The organism is Prevotella rectalis (genome assembly GCF_900607215.1).
Classification (GTDB): Bacteria; Bacteroidota; Bacteroidia; order Bacteroidales; family Bacteroidaceae; genus Prevotella; species Prevotella brunnea.
The window spans coordinates 1112586-1134892 of sequence record NZ_LR027822.1 but is presented as its reverse complement, the minus strand read 5'-3'; the positions used below and the strand labels follow the sequence as shown (position 1 = coordinate 1134892).

The 22307-nt window shown below is 46.0% G+C and carries 15 protein-coding genes and 1 tRNA gene; 4 read left to right on the top strand and 12 right to left on the bottom strand.

From position 1 onward, the window contains the following. Positions 1-312 precede the first annotated feature (312 nt). The 3 genes from E0E16_RS13095 to E0E16_RS13085 all read right to left on the bottom strand — a co-directional run bounded on the left by E0E16_RS13095 (position 313) and on the right by E0E16_RS13085 (position 7461). The gene (locus E0E16_RS13095; protein ID WP_130830608.1) at positions 313-2196 is read right to left on the bottom strand and encodes a heavy metal translocating P-type ATPase; all 1884 of its coding nucleotides are present in this window, start codon (positions 2194-2196) and stop codon (positions 313-315) included. Between the two features lie 767 nt (positions 2197-2963). Then, entirely contained in the window at positions 2964-6011 is a 3048-nt protein-coding gene (locus tag E0E16_RS13090) for a C10 family peptidase (RefSeq protein WP_130830607.1), read from the bottom strand. A gap of 1377 nt (positions 6012-7388) precedes the next feature. Next, positions 7389-7461: transfer RNA gene (locus tag E0E16_RS13085), tRNA-Pro, on the bottom strand. A gap of 480 nt (positions 7462-7941) precedes the next feature. Between E0E16_RS13085 and pdxS the strand changes: the two genes are divergently transcribed. After that, positions 7942-8817: a pyridoxal 5'-phosphate synthase lyase subunit PdxS gene (gene pdxS, locus E0E16_RS13080; protein WP_130830606.1), complete on the top strand. Its 876-nt coding sequence runs from the start codon at positions 7942-7944 to the stop codon at positions 8815-8817. A gap of 35 nt (positions 8818-8852) precedes the next feature. After that, positions 8853-9425 (top strand): pyridoxal 5'-phosphate synthase glutaminase subunit PdxT, encoded by a 573-nt coding sequence (gene pdxT / locus E0E16_RS13075; protein WP_130830605.1) that lies wholly within the window; start codon positions 8853-8855, stop codon positions 9423-9425. Positions 9426-9431: 6 nt separating this feature from the next. On the opposite strand, the gene E0E16_RS13070 is transcribed toward pdxT, so the two are convergent. Further along, positions 9432-10619: a bifunctional hydroxymethylpyrimidine kinase/phosphomethylpyrimidine kinase gene (locus E0E16_RS13070; protein WP_130830604.1), complete on the bottom strand. Its 1188-nt coding sequence runs from the start codon at positions 10617-10619 to the stop codon at positions 9432-9434. Between the two features lie 42 nt (positions 10620-10661). After that, positions 10662-11738, bottom strand: coding sequence for a patatin-like phospholipase family protein (locus E0E16_RS13065; protein ID WP_130830603.1), 1077 nt, complete (start codon positions 11736-11738; stop codon positions 10662-10664). A gap of 199 nt (positions 11739-11937) precedes the next feature. On the opposite strand from E0E16_RS13065, the gene E0E16_RS13060 reads away from it, so the two are divergent. Next, a complete protein-coding gene (locus tag E0E16_RS13060; protein ID WP_240048162.1) occupies positions 11938-13563 on the top strand; it encodes an RluA family pseudouridine synthase in 1626 nt (541 codons plus the stop codon). An 82-nt stretch (positions 13564-13645) separates the two neighbouring features. Here E0E16_RS13060 and E0E16_RS13055 read toward each other — a convergent pair whose 3' ends face one another. The 4 genes from E0E16_RS13055 to E0E16_RS13040 form a co-directional block, all read right to left on the bottom strand. After that, positions 13646-14944 carry an L-cysteine desulfidase family protein gene (locus E0E16_RS13055; protein WP_130830602.1) on the bottom strand — a complete coding sequence of 433 codons (1299 nt, stop codon included), beginning with the start codon at positions 14942-14944 and terminating at the stop codon, positions 13646-13648. 75 nt (positions 14945-15019) lie between these two features. Next, the gene (locus E0E16_RS13050; protein WP_130830601.1) at positions 15020-15427 is read right to left on the bottom strand and encodes a P-loop NTPase family protein; all 408 of its coding nucleotides are present in this window, start codon (positions 15425-15427) and stop codon (positions 15020-15022) included. Positions 15428-15847: 420 nt separating this feature from the next. After that, positions 15848-16039 (bottom strand): hypothetical protein, encoded by a 192-nt coding sequence (locus tag E0E16_RS13045; protein WP_130830600.1) that lies wholly within the window; start codon positions 16037-16039, stop codon positions 15848-15850. Between the two features lie 99 nt (positions 16040-16138). Beyond that, positions 16139-17122, bottom strand: a complete 984-nt coding sequence (locus E0E16_RS13040) for a helix-hairpin-helix domain-containing protein (protein WP_130830599.1) — start codon at positions 17120-17122, stop codon at positions 16139-16141. A 90-nt stretch (positions 17123-17212) separates the two neighbouring features. Between E0E16_RS13040 and E0E16_RS13035 the strand changes: the two genes are divergently transcribed. Beyond that, positions 17213-17605 carry a VanZ family protein gene (locus tag E0E16_RS13035; protein WP_130830598.1) on the top strand — a complete coding sequence of 131 codons (393 nt, stop codon included), beginning with the start codon at positions 17213-17215 and terminating at the stop codon, positions 17603-17605. Here E0E16_RS13035 and E0E16_RS13030 read toward each other — a convergent pair. From E0E16_RS13030 to E0E16_RS13020, 3 genes are all read right to left on the bottom strand, one after another. Next, positions 17565-18062 (bottom strand): CYTH domain-containing protein, encoded by a 498-nt coding sequence (locus tag E0E16_RS13030; protein WP_130830669.1) that lies wholly within the window; start codon positions 18060-18062, stop codon positions 17565-17567. The genes E0E16_RS13035 and E0E16_RS13030 overlap by 41 nt on opposite strands. Positions 18063-18249: 187 nt before the next feature. Further along, positions 18250-19365 carry a peptide chain release factor 2 gene (gene prfB / locus E0E16_RS13025; RefSeq protein ID WP_130830597.1) on the bottom strand — a complete coding sequence of 372 codons (1116 nt, stop codon included), beginning with the start codon at positions 19363-19365 and terminating at the stop codon, positions 18250-18252. A 36-nt stretch (positions 19366-19401) separates the two neighbouring features. Then, positions 19402-21210, bottom strand: a complete 1809-nt coding sequence (locus tag E0E16_RS13020) for an AMP-dependent synthetase/ligase (protein WP_130830596.1) — start codon at positions 21208-21210, stop codon at positions 19402-19404. Positions 21211-22307: the final 1097 nt, after the last annotated feature.

Below are 22307 nucleotides of genomic sequence, written 5' to 3'. Positions count from 1 at the left end.
TGGTGTCTTAATCAACATGAAATTATATTACAAAAACAACATTTGAGACACACCTCGTAATCTATTGATAATCCGGATAATATGAATTGAGATTTAAAAGCTTAGCTTTTGCGCCATAATTCATGACCTTTTGCAGTGCAAAAGCTAAGCTATTGCAAAGCAGGTTGTAGGTAACTGACAGTCAGTAGATAAATTTCTAACTTCCGATTTGATTTTTTACCTCTCGGTATGCCACAATGGCGGTCAGGCAAAAAGTGGCATGAGACTTCGGAAAGCGAAGAATTCATGCCACTTTGCTTTTTCTGTTGTTCATTATTTGGTCTTCATGGCACGCGTGGCGTTGATAACTGCCAACACCATAACCCCCACGTCGGCAAAAACAGCCATGCTCATGGTGGCTAATCCAACGGTTGAAAGGATAAGCACCGCAGCTTTTACGCCGATCGTGAATACTGTGTTTTGGCGGGCAATGTTCTTGGTTCGACGCGAGATTTTGATGGCGTTGGCTATCTTCGACGGACTGTCATCCATCAAAACCACATCTGCAGCCTCTATTGCTGCATCGCTTCCCAGTCCACCCATGGCAATTCCCACATCGGCGCGCGCCAAGACGGGTGCGTCGTTGATGCCATCGCCAACGAAAGCCAAAGTGCGTGCTGTTGGTTTCTCTGCCAAAAGTCGCTCCACGTGGCTCACCTTATCATTGGGGAGCAGCTCGGCGTGGAAGCTGTCTATGTCGAGTTGTTTCGAAATGCGACCTGCCACTTCTTTGCGGTCGCCGGTCAGCATGACGGTCTTCTCCACACCCAGCGCTTTCAGGGATGATATGGCTTGTGCGGCATCGGCTTTCACTCGGTCGGAGATAACGATGTGTCCTTCATAAACCCCATTCACCGCTACATGAACAACGGTACCCATGTGTGTTTGGCACTGCTCACAATGCGCGAGTGTGGCCCCAATGGATGCCATCATGCGTTCGTTGCCCACGCAAACGGTTTTTCCGTTCACTTCTGCGCGTATGCCTTGACCGGCAAGCTCTGTGGTGTTCTCGATGACACAATTGTCATTCTCCTCTTGAAACGCATTGCGAAGCGCGGTGGCAATAGGGTGGGTGGAATAGCGTTCCACGTGGGCAGCAAGATGAAGTAACTCTCTTTCCGATAGTTCGTTGGGATGTATGGCAACCACCTCGAAGACACCCCGAGTGAGCGTTCCGGTTTTATCGAATACCACCGTACCCACTTTCGACAAACTTTCCATGTAGTTGCCTCCCTTGATGAGGATGCCGGCATGCCCGGCACCACCTATTCCGCAGAAGAACGTGAGTGGGATGGAGATGACAAGTGCACAGGGGCAACTCACAATCAGGAAGGTGAGGGCGCGATAGAGCCAGATAGAGAATGCCGTTTCGTAGGAGGTGTAAAATAAGGGCGGAAGAAAAGCCACTGCCACCGCTGACAGAACGACGATGGGGGTATAAACCTTGGCAAAACGGCGAATGAACGATTCGCTTTTCGACTTGTTTTCACTCGATTGTTCGACAAGCCGAATAATCTTTGTGGCTGTTGATTCGCTGAAAGGTTTCTCTACCTTGATTTTCAGCAGTCCGGAAACATTGATGCAGCCCGACACTACACTGTCGCCCGTTGCCACGTCGCGAGGTGTGCTCTCACCGGTCAGTGCCACGGTGTTGAGGCTGGATGTTCCTTCCGTAATGATGCCGTCCAATGGTATTTTTTCTCCCGGTCTCACGAGCACGGTCTCACCAATCATAACCTTTGCAGGGTCGATTGTAGTTTCTTTTCCGTTGCGCACGACGATTGCCGTGTCCGGACAGATGTCCATGAGGTCGGAGATAGACTTTCTGGTCTTGTCCTCTGCATAATCCTCGAACATCTCTCCAATTTGGAAAAAGAGCATGATGAACACCGCTTCTGCAAACTGTGGCTCGGAATTGGGGAGAAAACCAATGAGGAGCGCGCCCAATGTGGCAACCGACATCAGGAAGTCCTCATCAAGAAAGTCGCCTTTTAAAATCTTCTCTCCCGACTCCGATAGGATGTCATAGCTGATAAGAAGGTAAGGTACCAAATAAATGATTAGCATCTGCCATAGGGGCAGGCTCGTGTTAGCATCGATAAGCCATGCCGTAAGAAGCAGCAAGGCTGTTAGTATGATTCTTAGTTTACCTGTCATAATGAATTAAATTATATTTCTTTCGTTTGCAAAGGTAAGAAAAACCTTTTGCAACCGGGTTGCAAAGTTGGTTGTTATTCTGCAATTTACCAACTAAAAGCCATACGCCATAAACTCATGTCAGCACCTGCTCCTGTCCGAACAAAATAAAAAACAAGCATGTTCTTTATTTCTTTTTGGGCTTGGAAACGCAAAATTCCTTCCCCGGAGACATGGGAAGAGTTCTATAATGTCCTAAAATTTCTTCATTCATCTATCAAAAGCTTAGCTTTTGCTTTCCAAAAGGTAAGCTTTTGCAATGCAAAAGGTCATGTATTGGCATGCAAAAGCTAAGCTTTTAAATCCCGATTAATATTATCCTGATTATCAATAGGTTACAAATCGTATCTCGGACGTGGTTTTTGTAATATAATTTCATGTTGATGGTCGGGAGTGAATGTTCACTATCAAGCGTCTGTTTGCCATCACCTGAATATGAATTGGCGTAATGAGTAGATTGGTGCTATCCGGCATTGAAACAAAACACGTCCGGTCTCATGATTTGATACGCCCTTGCGTGAGATTTCAAAAAATCATTCGGGACAGACAACATTGCGAACAGATGCAGGATTTCTCACAGCTATATAACACAGAGAAATACTAATGACTGATTTGGCATAAAAAGAGCTCGATAATGATTATCGAGCTCTTTCGAAAAGTATGGGACTGTACCATTGATGATAACAGCGATCCTTTATGTTATTATTCCCATTTCTGTCTTGAGAAATTTATTTCTTGATGAACTTCAATGTTTGATTGTTCACTTTTACAAGATAAACTCCCTTGCCAAAATTCGATACATTGATGTTGTTGGCACCAACATTCAGGTGGATGCTTTCCTTTGCCGCACCCTGCAAGGTGAAGACGATAGCCGTTGTGGCTTTCGGTGTAACAATGGTTACATTGTCTGTAGCCACTGTCGGGAAGATATTAAGCGACTTCTCTGCCGTCTCAATAGTTCCGATACCATCGGTTATGCCTGCATTGAGGTCGCTGAAGCCAACCGGAATATACATCTTGCCTGTTTCCAACTCATTTATATAATAGGTGTCGCCGTGTTCGTTGGGCAGGTTCGAGTTGTTGTTTGCATCGAATCGGTAAGAGCTGACATAGAAGCTGACCCCATCATACTTGTTGCAAACCTCATTCTGTCCATTGTAGTAAGAGAGGTTGAGTTGATAGTGGGTGGCAGTGAGGTCTTCTTTCTTGATGGTAAATTCTACGTATCCATTGTTATATTTCCCCAGTTCCACAGTTTGTAAAGTCTGTAGTGCCGGTGTCGATGCCGTAGTGCCTCCATACTTGTCTGAAAGGAAGAACTTCACGTTGCCCTTGAAACCGTTTGAGGTATAGAGATTGGCTTTTATCGTGACATCGGCGTTCTTTGAGAGTGTGCAATAACTTGAACCTACATAACGTCCGTTCTGATAGAAATAGGCGGAATTAAGGCTTATGTCTCCGACAGCTTCTTCCGGAGTTGGTTCCGGCTTGTTGTCTGCCACGATGGTAAGTTTGCCTAACACCTTCGTTCCATTGAAATCTATTTCGTTTCCGTTGGAAGCGAGCGTGAGATTGTATGTACCTGCTTTCAGTTCCATGAATGCGGGGGTGTTGGTTGTGAATGCCAGTGTGGCGTCTTTTCCTGCCGGCAACGTAACATTGCCTCCCGAAATGATAGTGCCGTTTGCCATTAGGCTAACGTTGCCTGTGAAGTCCTCATCGCCTTTGTTGCTGACAGGGATTCTTATGGTAACAACTTCACCTTCCTTTGTTTGTTTGTCTTCAATAAGGCTGGTAACGATGAGTTTCGCTCCCAATCGCTTGCCGGTGATAGAGATGTTTCCGGCTGTCTCTTCGATGGTTTTCCATTCCCCATTGTCCAAGTAGCCGACGCGCAGTTCGTAATTGCCTGCCTCCATGTTGGCGAAGTTCACCGGGAAGTAAATCGATGATGAACTGTTGCTGCCGATGTAGCTCTTCCAGCTTGTTGTGGCAAGTTCCTTATATTCTGTGCTTCCTTCTTTCTTTCCGTAGAGCTTGAGCATCTCATAGTAGGATGCGTCAGATTTGTTGCTAATGCCAATTTTAACACGTTGGTTGTCTTCCTGCTTGTAAACGGTCTGCTCGGCTGTCTTACTAATGGAGAATTTGTTGTCTGTAACCGGTTTTGGATCTGGCTTCGGGTCGGGGTTAGGCGCACCACCTCCGATGGTGATAGTGCCCGCTGAGGTTTGTATGTCGGTCCATTTGGTGTTGTCTTCAGAGTAAGAAAGGTGCAATTCGTAATTGCCGGCTGCAAAATTCGAGAAATCCACGGTGAAATTGTATAGTCTGTCCTTTCTGCCGCTAATCAGAATATTGTAAGGTGTGGCGTCGAGCAGTTGTCGATTGGTTTCTCCCACTTTGTTGATGTAGAGTCTTATCTTGCCATAAAAACTCTTGGTTCTTTGGTTCTTTATGTTGATGGCAACGTCTTGATAAGCAGCCTTATCGTAGTTCTTCTTGCTTACTTCATCAGCGATGGTGATGGGTTCATAATCACCTGTGCTGGGTTGTAGGAAGCGCAACATTTGCTGTCCGCGCGAAAAGGCTCCCACGCCTCCGCCTATGCCGTGTGTATCCGGTTCGAGCACGGAGATGAGGCTCCAGCAATTCGACATTTGGTTCCATCCCCATTCAACGTGAACGTAATTTTGCTCAGCAAGTCCGTCAATGACGAAGCAATGACCGCCGGCTTCCGATATACCCGCATAGACGATGGGGCCATAGTTGTTCAATTCGTCTTGAACTTCCTTCATCCAGTCGGCTATGTTCTGATAATTGGAACGGAAGATGCACTCCAAGCGTCCGTCGTATCCGAAGTGCTCCACCAGCATGGATGGCGCGTCAGTAAGAAAAGCACCACTACCGCCTGCTGCGGATGGTCCGTAGTTCATGTTTACGCCATATCCCACATCGCGCAAAAGTCTTCCGATGTTGTCTGCCTGCGTAGTGGTAAGCCTTTGTCCGGTAGCCCGATCGTTGCCGTTGGCATCTACAGCCGTTGGCATTTGTGTCCAGTCGTAGCCCGGTTGTTGATCGAAGTTGATTGATAATCTTTGACCTGTTGCTTTCCAAATATAGCTATTGCTGCCCTTGGATTTGGAAGGGTATTCGTGCCACCGCAGCACACTGGAGATGGCGGTTGCCACACAGCCCGATACGGTGGGATATACATAGCCATACCGGTCGGTAACATTGGGGCAATAAGAGTTGAAAGGCCATGCCTGTCCCCAACTGATGGGTTGTGGGCGTTTCTTTGTGCGGTCGGACTTAAAGACCTCCATGAGCGGTTCTATCAGATGCTTCGGCTCTGCGCTTGCTCCGGCAGTCAATGCTTTGTAGGATTTGGAAGGAACATCTTTCAGGTTTTTCTTTGCCCATTCAATCTCCTGTGCATATTGATTGAACATCCAGTGAATGGAAGGATGTTTCTCCACTATTTCCTCGTTCAGGTATCCTTTGTCAGAGTAGGCGAGGATGGTTCTTGTACGTGTGTCTCCTGAGATAACCACAAATCCTTCTTTCTCACCACGGTTGATGATGTAATACAGGTTTTCCTCACCACCGGTGTTGGCTTTTGCCTGATAACTGATGCGAATGTTGCGACTTCCCTTTGCGGTTGTTCCGAAAAATGTGCCGGCAAGCTGCTGGGCTTTCTGCGACCGAATGGGGGCCGCTGAAATAACGCTACTTAAGCATAATGATAATGCCAATAACGTAAATGACTTTTTCATGTTAGTTAGGTTTTTAATTAAAATGAACGAAAGTATTTTACTCTCATGATATTAAACACTTTTTGTCGAATTAGATTTTCGGCGTTAATGTTTGATAAATTGTCTTTCATGTAAATAATTACCTGATGCGATCATCGAGCAGATAAGCTCATGTTTGGAGGCTTGTTAGGTTTCATAATGTCTAAATAGTTTATAAAAAAATTATAGTATGAAGACCGGCTCTTCAAGTCGCTTTTCCGAATTGTCCGAAATGCGCTTTTGAATGTCTTGTACAACAAATTTCGTCCACGAAAATATAAAATATTTAGCAAAATGCAATTATTTTGCAAATAAAAAAAGCAAAATTATACAGAATTTTGCGCAAATAATGGTAAGTAGTAAGTTTATTTTTCAATTACACATTATTATATATAAGTCGCGAGATGTACTTCATTCTTCATGCGATGTTCCCATGAGGAAACAAGAAATGTCTGTTGTGGTGAACATCGGGATGAAAATTGTTCTGAAATTCCGTAACTTTGTAATTTTCTTTTACATCCTTTTTTCTTCATTCTGTGTGGTTTTTCTGTTGTTCTTCTCATTAAACTTTCTCCTTATAAATGGGAAATGTGGTATAAATGGCGATAAAAATTCAGTAATAATCCAAGTTTCATTACCCAAACGAAAGCTTTTGCACCTCGTTTCCTTAGCTTTCGCCTTGCAAAAGCTAAGCTTTTGTGTTCCAAAAGCTAAGCTTTTGCATGGCAGGCATTTAATAGTGTTCTGCGTTTCCTCTGATAATCAGTCGATTAACTTAAATTCTTGTCTTGCGTATATTTCCGCATCAAGGAAGAAGTCTTCGCGAATATGCGATTTATGGAGTGAAAAAGTGTGAACAAAACTCTTAAATTGGTCTTTTTGTCCTCACGAGAAACGGAATAATTGCAATGGGGAATGGCATGAAATGTTTGGTAGCTGTTTCGCATAACGCGTCCCATCTAATCAAAAAAGCGATACTCGAAATAGCTTCGATTACCGCTTTCAATTCGGATGAGGCGGCATTTGGCTCAGAACTCTGCGTCCCATCTAATTAAAAAAGCGATACTCGAAATAGCTTCGATTACCGCTTTGAAGTCGGATGAGGCGGCATTTGGCTCAGAACTCTGCGTCCCATCTAATTAAAAAAGCGATACTCGAAATAGCTTCGATTACCACTTTCAATTCGGATGAGGTGGCATTTGGCTCAGAACTCTGCGTCCCATCTAATCAAAAAAGCGATACTCGAAATAGCTTCGATTACCACTTTCAATTCGGATGAGGCGGCATTTGGCTCAGAACTCTGCGTCCCATCTAATCAAAAAAGCGATACTCGAAATAGCTTCGATTACCGCTTTAAAGTCGGGATGAGGCGACTCGAACGCCCGACCCCTACGTCCCGAACGTAGTGCGCTACCAACTGCGCTACATCCCGATAGATGCTTTAGAATAAAAGCGAGTGCAAAGGTATGCAAAAAAAAAGATATTCAGAAACTTTTCATCTGTTTTTATTTATATTTGATGAAATACAGTTGAATAATTGTTCTATCGACAACTATGATGAAAGGAACATTCCAAGTCATTTACACCTATATTTTTGTCCGCAAGAATAGGAGGCAACGCCCCCTCACCGGTACATTTCCATAGCGAACAATGCTGATTGGATGCAAGAAAAATAACTTTGGCTTTCCTTTTTGTATCTAATTATTTCCCAAACAAGAATAAACATTTGGTAAAAACTAAGTTTTATTTACCTTTGTATAATCATTCGGTTACGATATTCCGAACTGCTTGGACGGCATCTGCCCAAGCTGCGTGGAACAACCGTTTCTGCCCATACAAGACAAGAAGGCGATGACGAAGACCGAACAACCTAAACGACAAGAATAAAAAACAATTATAAATTATAAGACTCATGAAAGAAGATAGAAAAGAATTGAACCGCAACTTGGCGCAGATGCTCAAAGGCGGTGTTATCATGGATGTTACAACTCCGGAACAGGCACGTATTGCAGAAGCTGCAGGTGCTTGCGCGGTAATGGCTTTGGAGCGTATTCCCGCAGATATTCGCGCTGCAGGCGGTGTTTCCCGCATGAGCGACCCGAAAATGATACGTGGCATCCAAGAGGCAGTGAGCATTCCCGTGATGGCAAAGGTTCGTATCGGACATTTTGTTGAGGCTCAAATTCTTCAGGCAATTGATATTGATTACATCGATGAGAGCGAAGTTCTCTCTCCGGCAGATGATATCTATCATATCGACAAGACACAGTTCGACGTTCCGTTCGTATGTGGCTCCAAAGACCTTGGCGAGGCATTGCGCCGCATTGCTGAAGGTGCTACGATGATTCGCACAAAAGGCGAGCCGGGCACGGGAGACATTATACAGGCGGTGCGCCACATGCGTTTGATTCAAAGCGAGATGCGTCGTCTCACCTCAATGAGCGAGGATGAACTCTATGAAGCTGCAAAACAGTTGCGTGCGCCTTATGATCTCGTGAAATACGTACATGACCACGGAAAACTGCCCGTTGTGAACTTTGCAGCCGGTGGTGTTGCCACACCTGCCGATGCTGCACTGATGATGCAACTGGGAGCTGAAGGCGTGTTCGTGGGTTCCGGTATCTTTAAGTCGGGCAACCCGGAGAAACGCGCGCGTGCCATTGTTCAGGCTGTTACCAATTATAAGGACGCAAAGATGATTGCCAAGCTCAGTGAAGACCTCGGTGAGGCAATGGTAGGCATTAATGAGAATGAAATTGCAGTACTGATGGCAGAAAGAGGTAAATAAACCTCCATCAGGAATTTACATTCACAGCTTTATTTATGAGAATTGCTATTTTGGCACTTCAGGGGGCTTTCGCAGAGCATGAGCAGATGATGCGGAAACTCGGCGTAGAGACCTTTGAGGTAAGACAGGCAGCCGACTGGGAACAGCCCAAAGACGGGCTGATTATTCCCGGTGGCGAGAGTACGGTGATGCTGAAACTCTTGCACGAGCTGAACTTATTTGAACCCATCAAGCGGGACATAGAACGGGGACTGCCGGTTTACGGAACATGTGCCGGACTTATCCTGCTTTCCAAAGAGGTGGAAAACGCCAATACGCCTTACGAGCGTTTCGCAACCATGAACATTCGTACCTGTAGGAATGCTTACGGAAGACAGACGGGCAGTTTCTTCACCACCGCATCCATGAAAGGTATAGCGAAACCTGTGCCAATGACATTCATTCGCGCTCCTTACATTGATAGTGTGGGCGAGGGAGTGGAAGTATTGGCTGAAGTGGATGGACACATCGTGGCAGCCAAGCAGGGCAAACAGTTGGTAACGGCTTTTCATCCGGAGCTGGGCGAAGACACGAGAGTGCACGAACTTTTCATAAACCTTATCACATAATTTTCCCTACCTCTCTGCGTTTCCTCCTTTTCGGGGAGGAGATTGTGGAGAGGCTTCTTTTCTATATTGGGTGGGAGCACAGCCTTTCATCTTCTTGAAAAACTTATTGAACTGCACTTGTGAGGAAAAACCGAAAGTAAAGGCTATCTCCTGAATGTTTTTCGTAGTTCCGGTAAGGTGTGTTTCTATTTCTTTTATGATGTAATCATCGATGAGCTGTTTGGGAGTTCTTCCTGCCACACGTCGCGTAACTTGTGCCAAATAACGAGGAGAAACGTTCAGACGGTTGGCATAAAAACCCACTTCGCCCGTTGCTCGATGATGTACCGCAATCTCATTCATCAACTCGTTGTAGAGTTCTATCATCCGTGCGGAGATGCTCTGATGCGGTAAATGACTGCTGTGGTCGAGCAACCTGCCACCGGAACCTAAGTTGGAATCAGCGGAACGGAGAATAAGCTGACTCACATACTCCAGCGCGTGATCGATGGCTCTCACCATTGGTTCGCCCATGCACAAGGTTACGACAACGGCAGAGGAGAAGGCGCCTCCGGCACCATGGGTAATCCGGTCGATAAATCCGGGACGAGTGTAGAAATGTGCAGTGGACGAACCTCTCTGAACTAACACATCGGTGAGCGACTCTGAGGCGATTACACCGCCTTGAAGCACCACCGATTCGCAGCCCTTGTTCAGCAGTTGTCGAGCCATCTGCTCTAACGCCTCGTTGCTTCTTATTTCATCGCGTTTCAGGATGTGAGATGCACTTTCTTTCTTGATTACCACAATGGTGGCAAGTGGGAAAAGAAGACGTTCCATGGCACCGAACACCTCTTGAGGCATGAGGATGTTTCCCTTACTACTGATGACAACGGCATCGAGTACCACATATCTTGGATGATATTCAAGTAGCACATGTTCCACCACCTGCACTTGTTCCACCGTTCGCAGCATGCCAAGCTTCACACCATCGGGCTGTAAGTCGTTCATGACCGCGCGCATCTGCATTTCCAACACCTCTGCGGGAATATCGTAAAGCTGCCTTATCCCTTCCGTGTCCTGTGCCGTGACGGTGGTAATGGCCGTGGCAGCATATCCGCCGAGCGCGGTAATCGTCTTGATGTCTGCCTGTACCCCCGAGCCACCTGTGCTATCGGAACCGGTGATGGTGAGTATCGTTGTTTTCTTTTCCATGTCGCGATGTTGAAAAATAAGTGTTTGCCAGATGGTTTCTCTCTATTGGTGCATCACCGATGCGATTGTTCGCACAGAGTCATCTTGTTCGTCGGTTTTGAGGTCAGAACATGAGGATGATAATCTTTCTTTCAATAGCATAAGGTCTTGATAATGTTCTCTGCCGGCTTTTCTTCCCATTGACAGCATGTCGGCAATGGCATCGGCATTAAAGCTCAAAACACCGTAATTTCCTAAATCGGGGTTGATATATAAATCTGCCAATTTCCTGTTTTTGTTGTATCTTTGAATATCAGGACGTTCTGCCAGCCATCCGATTATCCCACCCAATCCTTTCAGAAACCAGATGGGCGATTGATATTCTTCTTGTTTGTTTTGTGTTAAATCAATGGCAATCACAATCTCCGCGCCCATTTCTTTTACCACATCCACCGGAAGATTGTTGACCATTCCTCCATCAGCCAACATCATGGAGTCTGTTATCACGGGTTTGAAGATGCCGGGAATCGCCATGCTGGCTCGCATGTTCCGTGCCAAATTGCCGGAAGAGAGCACCACCTCTCTGTACTGTTGCAAATCAAATGTTACGCAACAAAACGGAATGGGCTGAAGAAAGGATGAACTATCGGTGGGAAATGTTGAGGGAAACGATTGGGCATGGCGCGCCACCGGTGAGTTGATTACGAGCGAGTCGAGAAAACTGAGGATGCTGTCGCCATGCAACAATCCGAAACCACTTAACGAGTGTTTACCATTTTTGCGATGAGAAACCGGAATTCCGAAGATATAGGTTATCCCCTCCTTTTCTTCCATCAGTCGTCCACGAGTGGCAGACGAGCCATCTGTCAGCAATGACAACCAGTCTTGCGACCGAAAGAGAGTGTCAAGGTCAGCTGCGCGATAGCCAACGCTGTATAATCCGCCCACAATGGCACCGATACTCGTTCCGGAGATGTAGTCAATGGGAATTCCGGCGTGTTCTATCTCTTTCAACACCCCCACGATAGTCGCGCCTTTGGCACCGCCTCCGCCCAAGACCAATCCCACTTTGGGGCGTTGTGCTTGAGCCGTCAGCAGACAAAGAAACAACAGAAACGATAACACCCTTGTCCTATTCATGTGGCAAAGATACTGCTTTTCAGATGATTAGATAAGCTAAAAAACAATTTTAGCACATTTTTAAGAAGAAAAAGCAGTATCTTTGCAATCCGCTCTTAATCTATTGATAGATTTGGAGAAAAGAATAAGCAACTTTTCATTTGTCGTTTTTATCATGCAGGATTTACGATTTCATCCATTCACGAACAGTTTGTCACCCATGGAACGAGAAAAAGAGAACGAACCCTTCAACAATCCGTTTTTTTACGCTCCATCACCACTTTGCATCGTTGCTGCAAACCAACTCCAATCCTCGCTCCCCGCGTTGTGTGAAGGAAAAATGTTTGGGGTTTTAGTGGTGGAAAAGGATGGTAATCTTGGCTATTTGCAGGCTTATTCCGGACAAATGGAAGGAGTGAACGAGGACGAATTTGTTCCACCGGTGTTTGACTATCTGCAACCGCATGGCTATTTCAAGTCGCGCGAGAAGGAAATATCGGACATCAACCGACAAATCAGCTACATTCATGCTTCTAAAGCCTATCAATTTGCGCGTGAAAGGCTGGATAACTTGAAGCAAGAGGCTGAAAAAGCCATTCGAGTGAAGCGGGAAGCCATGACGATGGCAAAGGCTCTTCGCGACAAAAGGCGCGAAACAGCTCTCCTGTCCGAAGCCGAGAAAAAAGAGATGATAAAGCAAAGTCAGTTTCTGAAGGCTGAGGTGAGAAGAACCAAGAAGGCGTATGCCGAGCTTTTGGAGAAAGCCACTGCCACTGTGTTTGACTTCGAGCGAAGAATCGCGGAGCTAAAAACTCGTCGTAAGTTAATGTCCGACCACCTTCAGAGTTGGCTTTTCTCTCATTTCGTGTTGCGAAATGCCTGTGGCGAGGCGAAAAGTGTCATTGACATCTTTCATGACTATTACAATGGAAAATCCTTCAAAAACAGTTCGTTTCTTGACCCGCCATCGGGAGCCGGCGAATGTTGTGAACCCAAGCTCCTGCACTACGCGTTTTGTCATGGCATGAAGCCACTTAGCATCGCGATGTTCTGGTGGGGAGCATCGCCGAAGACCGAGATAAGGCATCACAAACATTTCTATCCGGCATGCAATGGTAAGTGTAAACCACTGCTAACATGGATGTTGAAGGGCATGAATGTGGAGAATAATCCTTTGGAAAGCAACACTTCACAATCGCTTGATATCATTTATGAAGATGAGTGGCTTGCCATTGTGAACAAACCCTCCGGAATGCTCACCATTCCGGGAAGAACCGGAAGAGAATCGGTGGAAAGTAAGCTGCGCCGAAGATGGGAACTTCGCGATACGCCGGTCATCGTACATCGGCTGGACATGGCAACAAGTGGGCTGCTTGTGGTTGCAAAAGACAAACGAACACATGCCATGTTGCAAGAACAATTCAAAAAACGCACCGTGGGAAAGCGTTATTCTGCCCTCATCTCTCCCTCTTTTCTCACATCGGGATTGTCTCATGAGGGCATCCTGTCCATTCCTCTCCGTCCCGATCCGCTCGATCGTCCCAGACAGGTGGCAGATTTTACCGGTGGGAAAGAAGCCGTAACCCGCTATCGCATCATCGGCATGACAACCATCAACGATTCTCATTTCACGAAAGCCTTGAAGGTGGAACTGACACCCCTTACCGGTCGCACCCACCAGCTTCGTGTTCATTGCGCGCATCCGGATGGTTTGAATGCCCCCATCTTGGGTGATACGCTTTATGGAAAGGCTGCTGACCGCTTATATCTCCATGCGGAGTATTTACGATTCACTCATCCCGCAACAGGAGAATTGAAACAATTTGAAGTTCTTCCACCTTTCTGATGATGGTTAAGCAGCCAACCCTGTCCGCTGGTTATCCGGGCGAGGTTGGCTGCTTGGCTTTTATCGGACTACGATTGAAAAATCAGCATTCGCTCTTGTGCGTCATGATGTTGAGCACCATATCGTCGGTGGCACACATGGCATCCTTTCCGAGGTTGGTAAGGTTTTTAATGGAACGATCCACATCCTTGTCGATAATGCCTTCAGCCTCCGTTACGTGGTGTCCTTCCATCGACATCATGGCAGACAATACGGCAGTGGATACTCCCGATGATATCTTCAGTGCACAACTGGGCTTTGCGCCATCACAAATCATACCGGTAAGGTTGGCAATCATGTTTTTTACCGCATAGCATATATTGGTGTAACTGCCTCCCATCAGATAAGTAATACCGCAACTCGACCCCGTGCTTGCCACGATGCAGCCACAAAGTGCTGATAGCGCACCGAGGTTCTGCTTGATATAGATGGCGGTCAGATGGCTCAATGTCAATGCGCGGATGAGTTCTTCGGGTGTGTTTTCGTTCTCTTTGGCGAACACCACAACCGGGTTGGTGGCGCATATTCCTTGATTTCCCGAACCGCTGTTGCTCATCACCGGAACCATTGCGCCTCCCATGCGGGCATCGCAGGCGGAAGCTGTTTTGGAAATGATGTGGGAATAGATGCTATCGCCAAAGATGCCACGACTTAACGGGCGATCCATGGTTTTCCCCAAACAATGCCCGTAATTGTCTTTCAACGCTTCCGATGCAGCACGCATGTTGTATCGTTTTGCTTCCATGATGAAATTGATTTCATCTAACGGCGTTGTTGTTGCGAAATCCCAAACCATTTTAAGGTTTAGTTCTATATCCTTCTCGCCCTGCTTCTCTTCCGTTTCGGATGTTGTCTGCTTGTTCAGCAGCACTTTTCCGTTTGCTTCCTCGTAAACGAAGTTGGTATGAGAGTGCGAAATCACCGCTGTGGCATTCTTGTCGCCTGCTTCGCACGTGATTTCAACATAGAGTTTTTCGCTAATACCCTCTTTCAGCTTGATGTCAATACGGTTCTCGCCCATGAATTTCTTTCCTTCTTCAAGGCTTTCCGGAGTCAGGTCTTTGATTACTTCAAGTTGATAACTCGATTTTCCGATGAGCGCGCCTAAGGATATGGCGATGGGAAGTCCTATCATGCCCGTACCGGGTATTCCCACGCCCATGGCATTCTTGAGAATGTTGGCTGACAAGTGAGCCTTTATCTTCTCAGGCTTCTCTCCCAACAGTTCTGTGGCACGTGCCGTACAAAGTGCCACTGCCATTGGTTCGGTACATCCCACGGCAGGTACCACCTGTCGGTGCATTAAGTCTATGATTTGCTCACGTATGTTTTTCTCCAGCATATTGTATAAATTAGTAGTTGTGATGCAAATGTACGGAAAATTTAGGGAAAACAACACGGTTTTCCACAAAAAACTTCACGACTTCTTTGCTTCTATCGCTGTAACGGCGTCAGCAAGCTTTTGCATCTTCATTTTCCTGTCTATGGAATAGGTGTCGCTGTGTGCGTCCACGTATTCATAGAGCAGCAATGCCTTGTCCAGCAGCATTGCGCGCAGTGGGTTCACCTTGTATCCTCCTTCAACGTAGAGCAGCTCTGCCAACATTCCCAATCTGCGAATGCGTTCCTCCGGCTTCCATTGCTCTAACGAAAAAGCCACCAACTCTCGTACCGTCATGTTGCGCAATAACTCGTAATCGCCCACATACTGTCGATACAAATCCCTCATTCCTGCATCCCGGTCGTCCTCTTTCTTTTCTAAAAAAAGTGCAACGGCTGCGGTAAACTCTTCAATGATTCTCAGGAAATAATCTTGTCTTATCATATAGCTGCCATATAGTATCGTTGCAAAGATAAGAAAAAAGAGCGAAACCCGAACGTTTTGCCATAGTTTGTCAATTCTTCGGTATTCGATACTTCGCAATTTTGGGCAATGAGTGTTGTACAAGCTGAGTTGGGACGTATAGTCGGTTTACTGCTGCACGCAAGTTGTAAGCAAATCTTCAAAATGGCAGGATGCTCGGAAACAAAAAGCTGCTAAGTGGGAAAATTACCAAGCAGTGGTAATGGCATTACCACTGCTTGGTAATGGTGTTACCGGTGGCTGGTAATGGTATTACCACTGCTTGGTAAAATGATAGCGAAACACTGACGGCTTTCAAAATTATATTCCGGGGGTTAATCATTGCGCAGCATGCCTTCTCCGGTTTTGTAAGGAATGACAGCCGGGAAGATAGAAAGTGTTTTATCGTGGTGTGCCTACAGCCACGAGGAAGACCACCCATGAGAGGATGCCAATGATTAGGCTCAGACCGAATACCGATGAATTGCAAATGAAGAGATTGATTACGAAGACAATAACCGCCAAAAGACCGCTAATGCCTGATGCTACAACCGTGTTTGCTCTTCCCTTGCTCATCTTTATTTTTTCGTTCATGTTTCAAATGTACTGATAATATCTTGAACGGACAATAAATTGTGGTGGAAAAAATCATGTTTCGGAATGAGCGTATGGACGAGATGGTGAGAACGATTGTTAAAACGTAACGTAGGGTTGCAGCCGTTTTATTACATCGGGAGGAAAGTTCTTGAGCAATCTGAGTTGTGAGAGCGATGACAAATTCCCGTTCAGGCGACGATAATCCAAGATGTCGCGCGCCATGTAGAAATTGATGTAAGGATGTCGGCGCAGCTGATTGAGCGATAGTTTGTTAAGATTTAATTTTTGTGTGTGAGGATTTCTCACTTCAAAAAACGGAAGCGACTCTTCCGGAAAATCCTCTATTTCCTTGAGTTGTCCAACGGAAACGTAGCCACCCAACCGTTTTCCGTAACTAACTATTGCACGTGCCCACCCGGAACCTATGCCGGGAACTTTTTTTAGCAAGGTGGTGTCTGCCACAGCAAGATTGATATGCTCGTTCACCTTTATCTTCAACGGATAGCGTATGGTGTCCCGGTCATATTTCTTATAGGGTTGATAAGCATCTTGTGCCTTGTATGCTTCGTATGCCTCGTGTATTCTTTCGCGTTCCGCCAGTTTGTTCTCATGGTATGCTCGGACGCTTGCCAGCGTGAAGGCAGGTTCATAATCATCTCCGATGGTGATGTAGGGTTCTAAGGCTCGGTACTGTTTGCGTGTTAGTCCGTAAATCTTGGCAAAATCCTGCGGAGATCTGAATACGCCTCCTTTCGCACGATATTTGTAAATGTTGCGAATTTGATAAGGTGCCAAGCCCAATCGCTCCAGTTCCTCGCCATTGGCAGTGTTGGGGTCGAACGGAAATGGTTTCACATGCCTGCTTTCCGTGAAGCGATAGGCTTCTTTCGGATTTCCGTTTCTTTCCGATGCGGCACCTCTTTTGAAGTGTGTGTCTTCGTTATCTGCACCACCTATCGTCCGGTTGTTGTCGTTCCCCAACAAATAGACGGCAATGATGACTGCCGCTGCAAGGGAAAGGAGGAAAAGAACAGCCTTTCTGTCCGATTTTTGCAAGTAGAAAAAATCTCGAAAGTTCATCGTTCCGGCGTAAAAGATTATATTTGTGGCAAAAAAAACGGTTTGTCTGCGAATTTATGCTTACTTTTGCAGAAAACCATGTTATACAATATGAAATTGGTTCTTCGTTTCTTGCGCGCGTATCCACTGACCATCTTATTTCTGCTTGTCATTTGGTATCTTTGCTTCATGGATGTTCCGGAAACACCGTTACAGAATGTGGCATTAATTGATAAATGGACACATTGCGCTCTCTATTTGGTGCTTGGCTTGTTGTTCTCCTTTGAGTTCTTGCGCACTCGTCCGAAAGCCTCCTTCCTTCGGCTGCTTCTTTGGATTTGGCTTTTTCCGGTCTGTATGGGTGGACTCATCGAACTGTTGCAAGCCTATTGCACCGGTGGCAGACGTAGTGGGGAATGGATGGATTTCGTGGCGGACGCTATGGGTTCTACCATTGCTTTCCTCATCTGTACTCTTTGGGCAAGGCGTCGCGCCAAAGCTTAAACGGATGAACGCGCAAGTGGGAGTTGTAGAAACGAGAGTCGCCCGTTACCTCCATCCCGATGAACTCAGGGAGATTTAGCGTCTCGTTAGCATCTTTCAGCTCTGCTTCTGCCATCACGAGACCCTCGTTGTCGCCGTAGAACTCATCTATCTCGAAGAGATGCCCTTCGTAATTCACGAGATAACGTCGTTTGTCAATTTTTCCCGGCTCACAAAGCTCCAACAACCGGCGCGCCTCTTCCAATGATATTTCTTTCTCAAACTCGTATCGCGACAATCCACCGTCGAGCGATGCGCCCTTGATGGTGAGATAGGCTTTCTCATCGCGAACGCGAACGCGAACGGTATGCTTGGCGGAAAAATATCCTTGTTGGATGCGACTTGATGAAAAGGCTGCCTTCTTCCAGTCCTTCGACTTGTGAACCAAGAACTTTCTTTCAATCTCCAATCCGCTCATCAGCCAAAAAGGTAGATGGAATATCCGAAGATAACCAATGCCAGTATAAAGAGACTGATAATAATCCATTTAATGACTGTCTTCGCCTGCTTTTCCTGTCGGGCTTCTCGTCTTTGTTTGTATAACTTGCTTTTCTGGCTCATAGTAGTAATATTTTTATTTTTCTATTCCTTTCAACCGTTGAGGTTCACCCCTCTGTGGGAAATTCCATGAGGTATGCCTTGATAAAGTTGTCAATCTTTCCGTCCATAACCCCATCCACATCCGATGTTTGGTAATTGGTGCGATGGTCTTTCACGCGTCTGTCATCGAAAACATAGCTGCGAATTTGGCTCCCCCATTCTATTTTTTTCTTGGAAGCCTCCACTTTTGCTTGTGCTTCCATTTTCTTCTTCATGGCGCGATCGTAGAGTTGAGACTTCAAAAGCTGCATGGCTTTGGCGCGGTTCTTCGGTTGGTCGCGCGTCTCGGTGTTCTCGATGAGTATCTCTTCTTGCTCTCCGGTGTCAGGGTCTTCGTATTGATAGCGCAGACGCACACCCGATTCCACCTTGTTCACGTTCTGCCCGCCGGCTCCTCCCGACCGGAACGTATCCCAACTGACGCGTGCCGGATCAACATATACCTCGATGGTGTCATCAATCAATGGTGAGACGAATACGCTGGCAAAGCTCGTCATGCGCTTTCCTTGGGCGTTGAACGGGCTGACGCGTACCAAACGATGCACGCCGTTTTCGCTTTTTAGGAAGCCGTAGGCATATTCTCCGCCTTCGAACTTCATCGTTACGCTCTTGATGCCTGCCTCGTCGCCGTCTTGAATGTCAGAAATGGTAACTTTATAGCCGTGTGCCTCGCCATAACGCATATACATTCGCATGAGCATTGATGCCCAATCTTGGCTTTCAGTGCCTCCTGCTCCGGAATTGATTTTCATTACACATTCCATTGGATCTTCCTTTTGTCGGAGCATGTTCATCAATTCCAGCTTCTCGATGGAGGAAACCACTTCGGAATAGTTGTCATCCACCTCTTCTTCGGTAACGAGACTATCCTTGTGGAACTCAAAAGCCAGTTGCAACTCGTCAGCCTGTGTTCGCACATTCTCGTAGCCTTTGAGCCACTTCTCAATGTTCTTCACCTTCTTCATCTGTTCTTGTGCTCTTTCGGCATCTTCCCAGAAGTCAGGAGCTTGGGTTCGGAGTTGTTCCTCCTCAAATTCTATCTTTCGTTGGTCAATATTCAGATAATGATGCAGAGCTTTTACGCGCTCCAATACATCTTTAAGTTGATCGGCTGTTATCACTTCTTTCCTTTTTGTTTCTAATCAAATATGTGTCCGTTACTCCTCATACATCTTGTCAATGATGTCCTTGAAGTTTTTGTATATGACCGGACGTTTCAGTTTCAACGTGTTGGTCAGTTCTCCGGTCTCCATGGAAAAATGATGTGGCAGCAACGTAAACTTCTTCACTTGTTCGTAAGGGGCAAGGCGTTGCTGAAGGGTTTCTATGCGCTCCCTGTACATTTTTACCACACGTGGGTTGTGGCAGAGGTCTTCGCGATGTTCGAAGGCGATACCTTCCTCGGTTGCCCATTCTTCTAAGACACGGAACTCCGGAACGACCAGCGCGGAGACGAATTTGCGTTGGTCGGCTATCACCACTGCTTGGTCGATGAATTTATCTACCAACAACATACCTTCCACCATCTGTGGAGCAATGTATTTTCCATTGGAAGTCTTGAACAGGTCTTTTATGCGTTCTTTCAGGAAAAGCTCGCCGTCTTTCAGATAGCCGGCATCGCCCGTATGGAAAAAACCATCCTTATCGAAAGCCGTTTCGTTGATATGCTCTCTTCGGAAATAGCCGGGAGTAATCGTAGGACCCTTGAGTAGTATCTCATCGTCTGCTCCTATCTTCACCTCGATGCTGTCAATGGGGCGTCCCACGGAACCGATGGTATAAGGTTTTCCCTTGTGGTCGCAACTAACTGTTGCCAAACTTTCCGTTAGTCCGTAGCCCACAACCATCGGTATGTCGATGGCATGAACGAACTCCTCCACTTCCGGCGAGACGTAAGCTCCGGCAGTTGGGAAAATATTGGGATTCAGCAGTCCCAATTCCTTTCGGACAAGGCTGAGAATGGTCTTGTTCACCATCCTGTATTCCAGTTCCAGGGCAAGGGGTACACGCTTACCGCGACTGATGTACGTGATGTTTCGTTTGCGTCCTATCTCCAATGCTCTTTTAAATACTTTTCGCTGCAAAAGGGTAGCATGGTCAATCTTTTCCTTTACGGCAATATAAACTTTCTCCCAGAAGCGAGGTACGGCTGCCATGCAGGTGGGATGCGTCTCGCGCATGCTGTCTTGGATTTCTCGGGGATAAGTGTTCACAATCAGCTCGCCCCCAACCGCCAACACCAAATATGCCCATGCTTTTTCAAAGATGTGGGCGAAGGGGAGGAAGTTGATTACTCTGTCTTTTGAAGTTACGGGAACACAACGCGTATTGGCTTCTACCGCCGACAGGTACATATGATGGGTGAGGATGACGCCTTTGCTTTCGCCGGTGGTGCCACTGGTATAGAGGATGTTGCAGATGTCTTCGGGTGTGGCTTCTTTCCATAAATTTTCCACTTCTGATTGTCGGGGGAACTGATCTCCCAACTTTAAGAAATCTTCAAAGAAAAGTGCGTGGGGATCGTGGGAACTAATCCTGACACTGGGGTCGAAAATAACAATCCGTTCTAATGACGGGCAGAGTGCAAAGATGCGGTGAGCCTTGTTGTATTGTTCCTGTTCGCCAACAAATAAATAGCGCACGCCGGCATCTTGAACCATGTATTGTATCTGCTGTTCCGAGCTGGTGGCATAAAAGGGGATGGTGATAACCCTCACTCCGTAGGCCCCAAAGTCGGTGTAAAGATATTGAATGCAGTTCTGCGAGAAGATTGCGATTTTCTCTTGTGGCTTTAGCCCTAAATTAAGGAGTGCGTTCGATACTTGTTTCACGCGGAGTGAAAACTGATTCCACGACACGGACTTCCATTTCAGACTGCCGAAGTTGCGAAAGGTGAGAGCCGGTTTGGCTCCATGTTTCTTCGCTTGTTCGTGAATTAGGGTTGAAAAATGACACACTGACTGCATACTTATCTCGTTTTATTTTATGCAAAAATACTCATTTATCGGCAAAAGAAGAAATAATTTGCAAAATATATTCCTCCGATTCTCCGGAAACGACCTTTCAATCTTGTTCAAAATCACACAAAAAAGGGAATAAGGGTCGTCTCGGTGAACAATTTGCAATCGGTTTTCTTGATGGTTAATATTTGTAAAGATTCAATGATGGAAAGCCTTTGTTTTTCGTTGAGTTTTCTCTCGATGAGTGTCTTCAAGACTGTGTTTGCGCTTTCCCATTTTACTCAATCCGTCATGAAGTACATGAATATGCGAGAATATTTCCTAAATATAACAAAAAATCCTTTCAAGAGTTCAGCTTTTGCGTTTCGTTTGTTGAGCTTTTGCCACGTGAAAGCTTAGCTATTGCGATTTGAAAGCTTAGCTTTTGCATGTTGAAATTTTATGCGTTTTTATATATTATTGATAGTCAGCGATTTAATAAAAATGCCAATGCTTCGCATATTCTCTGCCATCGGAAACCTTTTTGTGAATAATCAATCCTCTGGGTTAATGAACGTGAAAGTTTCCTTCGTATTGAAAACAAGTACCGGTCAATGGCATGAGTATCGACCGCTTTGGGAATAACCTGCTACTTTGAAGACACAAAGTCATGCTTTGCCCGCACAAGGGCTTTGCTCAGAGCCGGTACGTTGGTTCAGAACAATGCCTATAGCCCGGCAGTCCGTCCATATTCCGGTAGCCATACCACACAAAGGTGGCTAATATTGGATGCTTACATTGCAAAAGGTAAGTTTTTGAAGAGTGAAAGCTAAGCCTTGTATAGACAGAATGAGAATAATTTCGAGTGCTATTGCAAGTTCCAAAACGAAGTGCAATAAAAGAGTAGCCCTCGCCGAGAGATGCAGACGTTCTCGAAGCGTAGCGAGAGGTTGTCTGCATCTCTCGGCGAGGAAAAAAAACAACCAGCAATACAAATAAAAAAGGGAGACCTCTGTCTCCCCAAGATTAATTAACTTTGTATTGTGAAATATCATCAATTAACCTCGGAGCAAAGGTCGCAAATTTTCGCCTTACTCCAAAAGAAAACAGGGAGAAAAGAGATT

Excerpts from the sequence above, each read along its gene's own strand:
- E0E16_RS13035 (WP_130830598.1), top strand. The coding sequence starts at position 17,213 with ATGAAATTGGTTCTTCGTTTCTTGCGCGCGTATCCACTGACCATCTTA.
- E0E16_RS13070 (WP_130830604.1), bottom strand. The coding sequence starts at position 10,619 with ATGGAAAAGAAAACAACGATACTCACCATCACCGGTTCCGATAGCACA.
- E0E16_RS13065 (WP_130830603.1), bottom strand. The coding sequence starts at position 11,738 with ATGAATAGGACAAGGGTGTTATCGTTTCTGTTGTTTCTTTGTCTGCTG.
- pdxT (WP_130830605.1), top strand. The coding sequence starts at position 8,853 with ATGAGAATTGCTATTTTGGCACTTCAGGGGGCTTTCGCAGAGCATGAG.
- E0E16_RS13055 (WP_130830602.1), bottom strand. The coding sequence starts at position 14,944 with ATGCTGGAGAAAAACATACGTGAGCAAATCATAGACTTAATGCACCGA.
- E0E16_RS13045 (WP_130830600.1), bottom strand. The coding sequence starts at position 16,039 with ATGAACGAAAAAATAAAGATGAGCAAGGGAAGAGCAAACACGGTTGTA.
- E0E16_RS13030 (WP_130830669.1), bottom strand. The coding sequence starts at position 18,062 with ATGAGCGGATTGGAGATTGAAAGAAAGTTCTTGGTTCACAAGTCGAAG.
- E0E16_RS13090 (WP_130830607.1), bottom strand. The coding sequence starts at position 6,011 with ATGAAAAAGTCATTTACGTTATTGGCATTATCATTATGCTTAAGTAGC.
- pdxS (WP_130830606.1), top strand. The coding sequence starts at position 7,942 with ATGAAAGAAGATAGAAAAGAATTGAACCGCAACTTGGCGCAGATGCTC.
- E0E16_RS13060 (WP_240048162.1), top strand. The coding sequence starts at position 11,938 with ATGGAACGAGAAAAAGAGAACGAACCCTTCAACAATCCGTTTTTTTAC.
- E0E16_RS13095 (WP_130830608.1), bottom strand. The coding sequence starts at position 2,196 with ATGACAGGTAAACTAAGAATCATACTAACAGCCTTGCTGCTTCTTACG.
- E0E16_RS13040 (WP_130830599.1), bottom strand. The coding sequence starts at position 17,122 with ATGAACTTTCGAGATTTTTTCTACTTGCAAAAATCGGACAGAAAGGCT.
- E0E16_RS13020 (WP_130830596.1), bottom strand. The coding sequence starts at position 21,210 with ATGCAGTCAGTGTGTCATTTTTCAACCCTAATTCACGAACAAGCGAAG.
- E0E16_RS13050 (WP_130830601.1), bottom strand. The coding sequence starts at position 15,427 with ATGATAAGACAAGATTATTTCCTGAGAATCATTGAAGAGTTTACCGCA.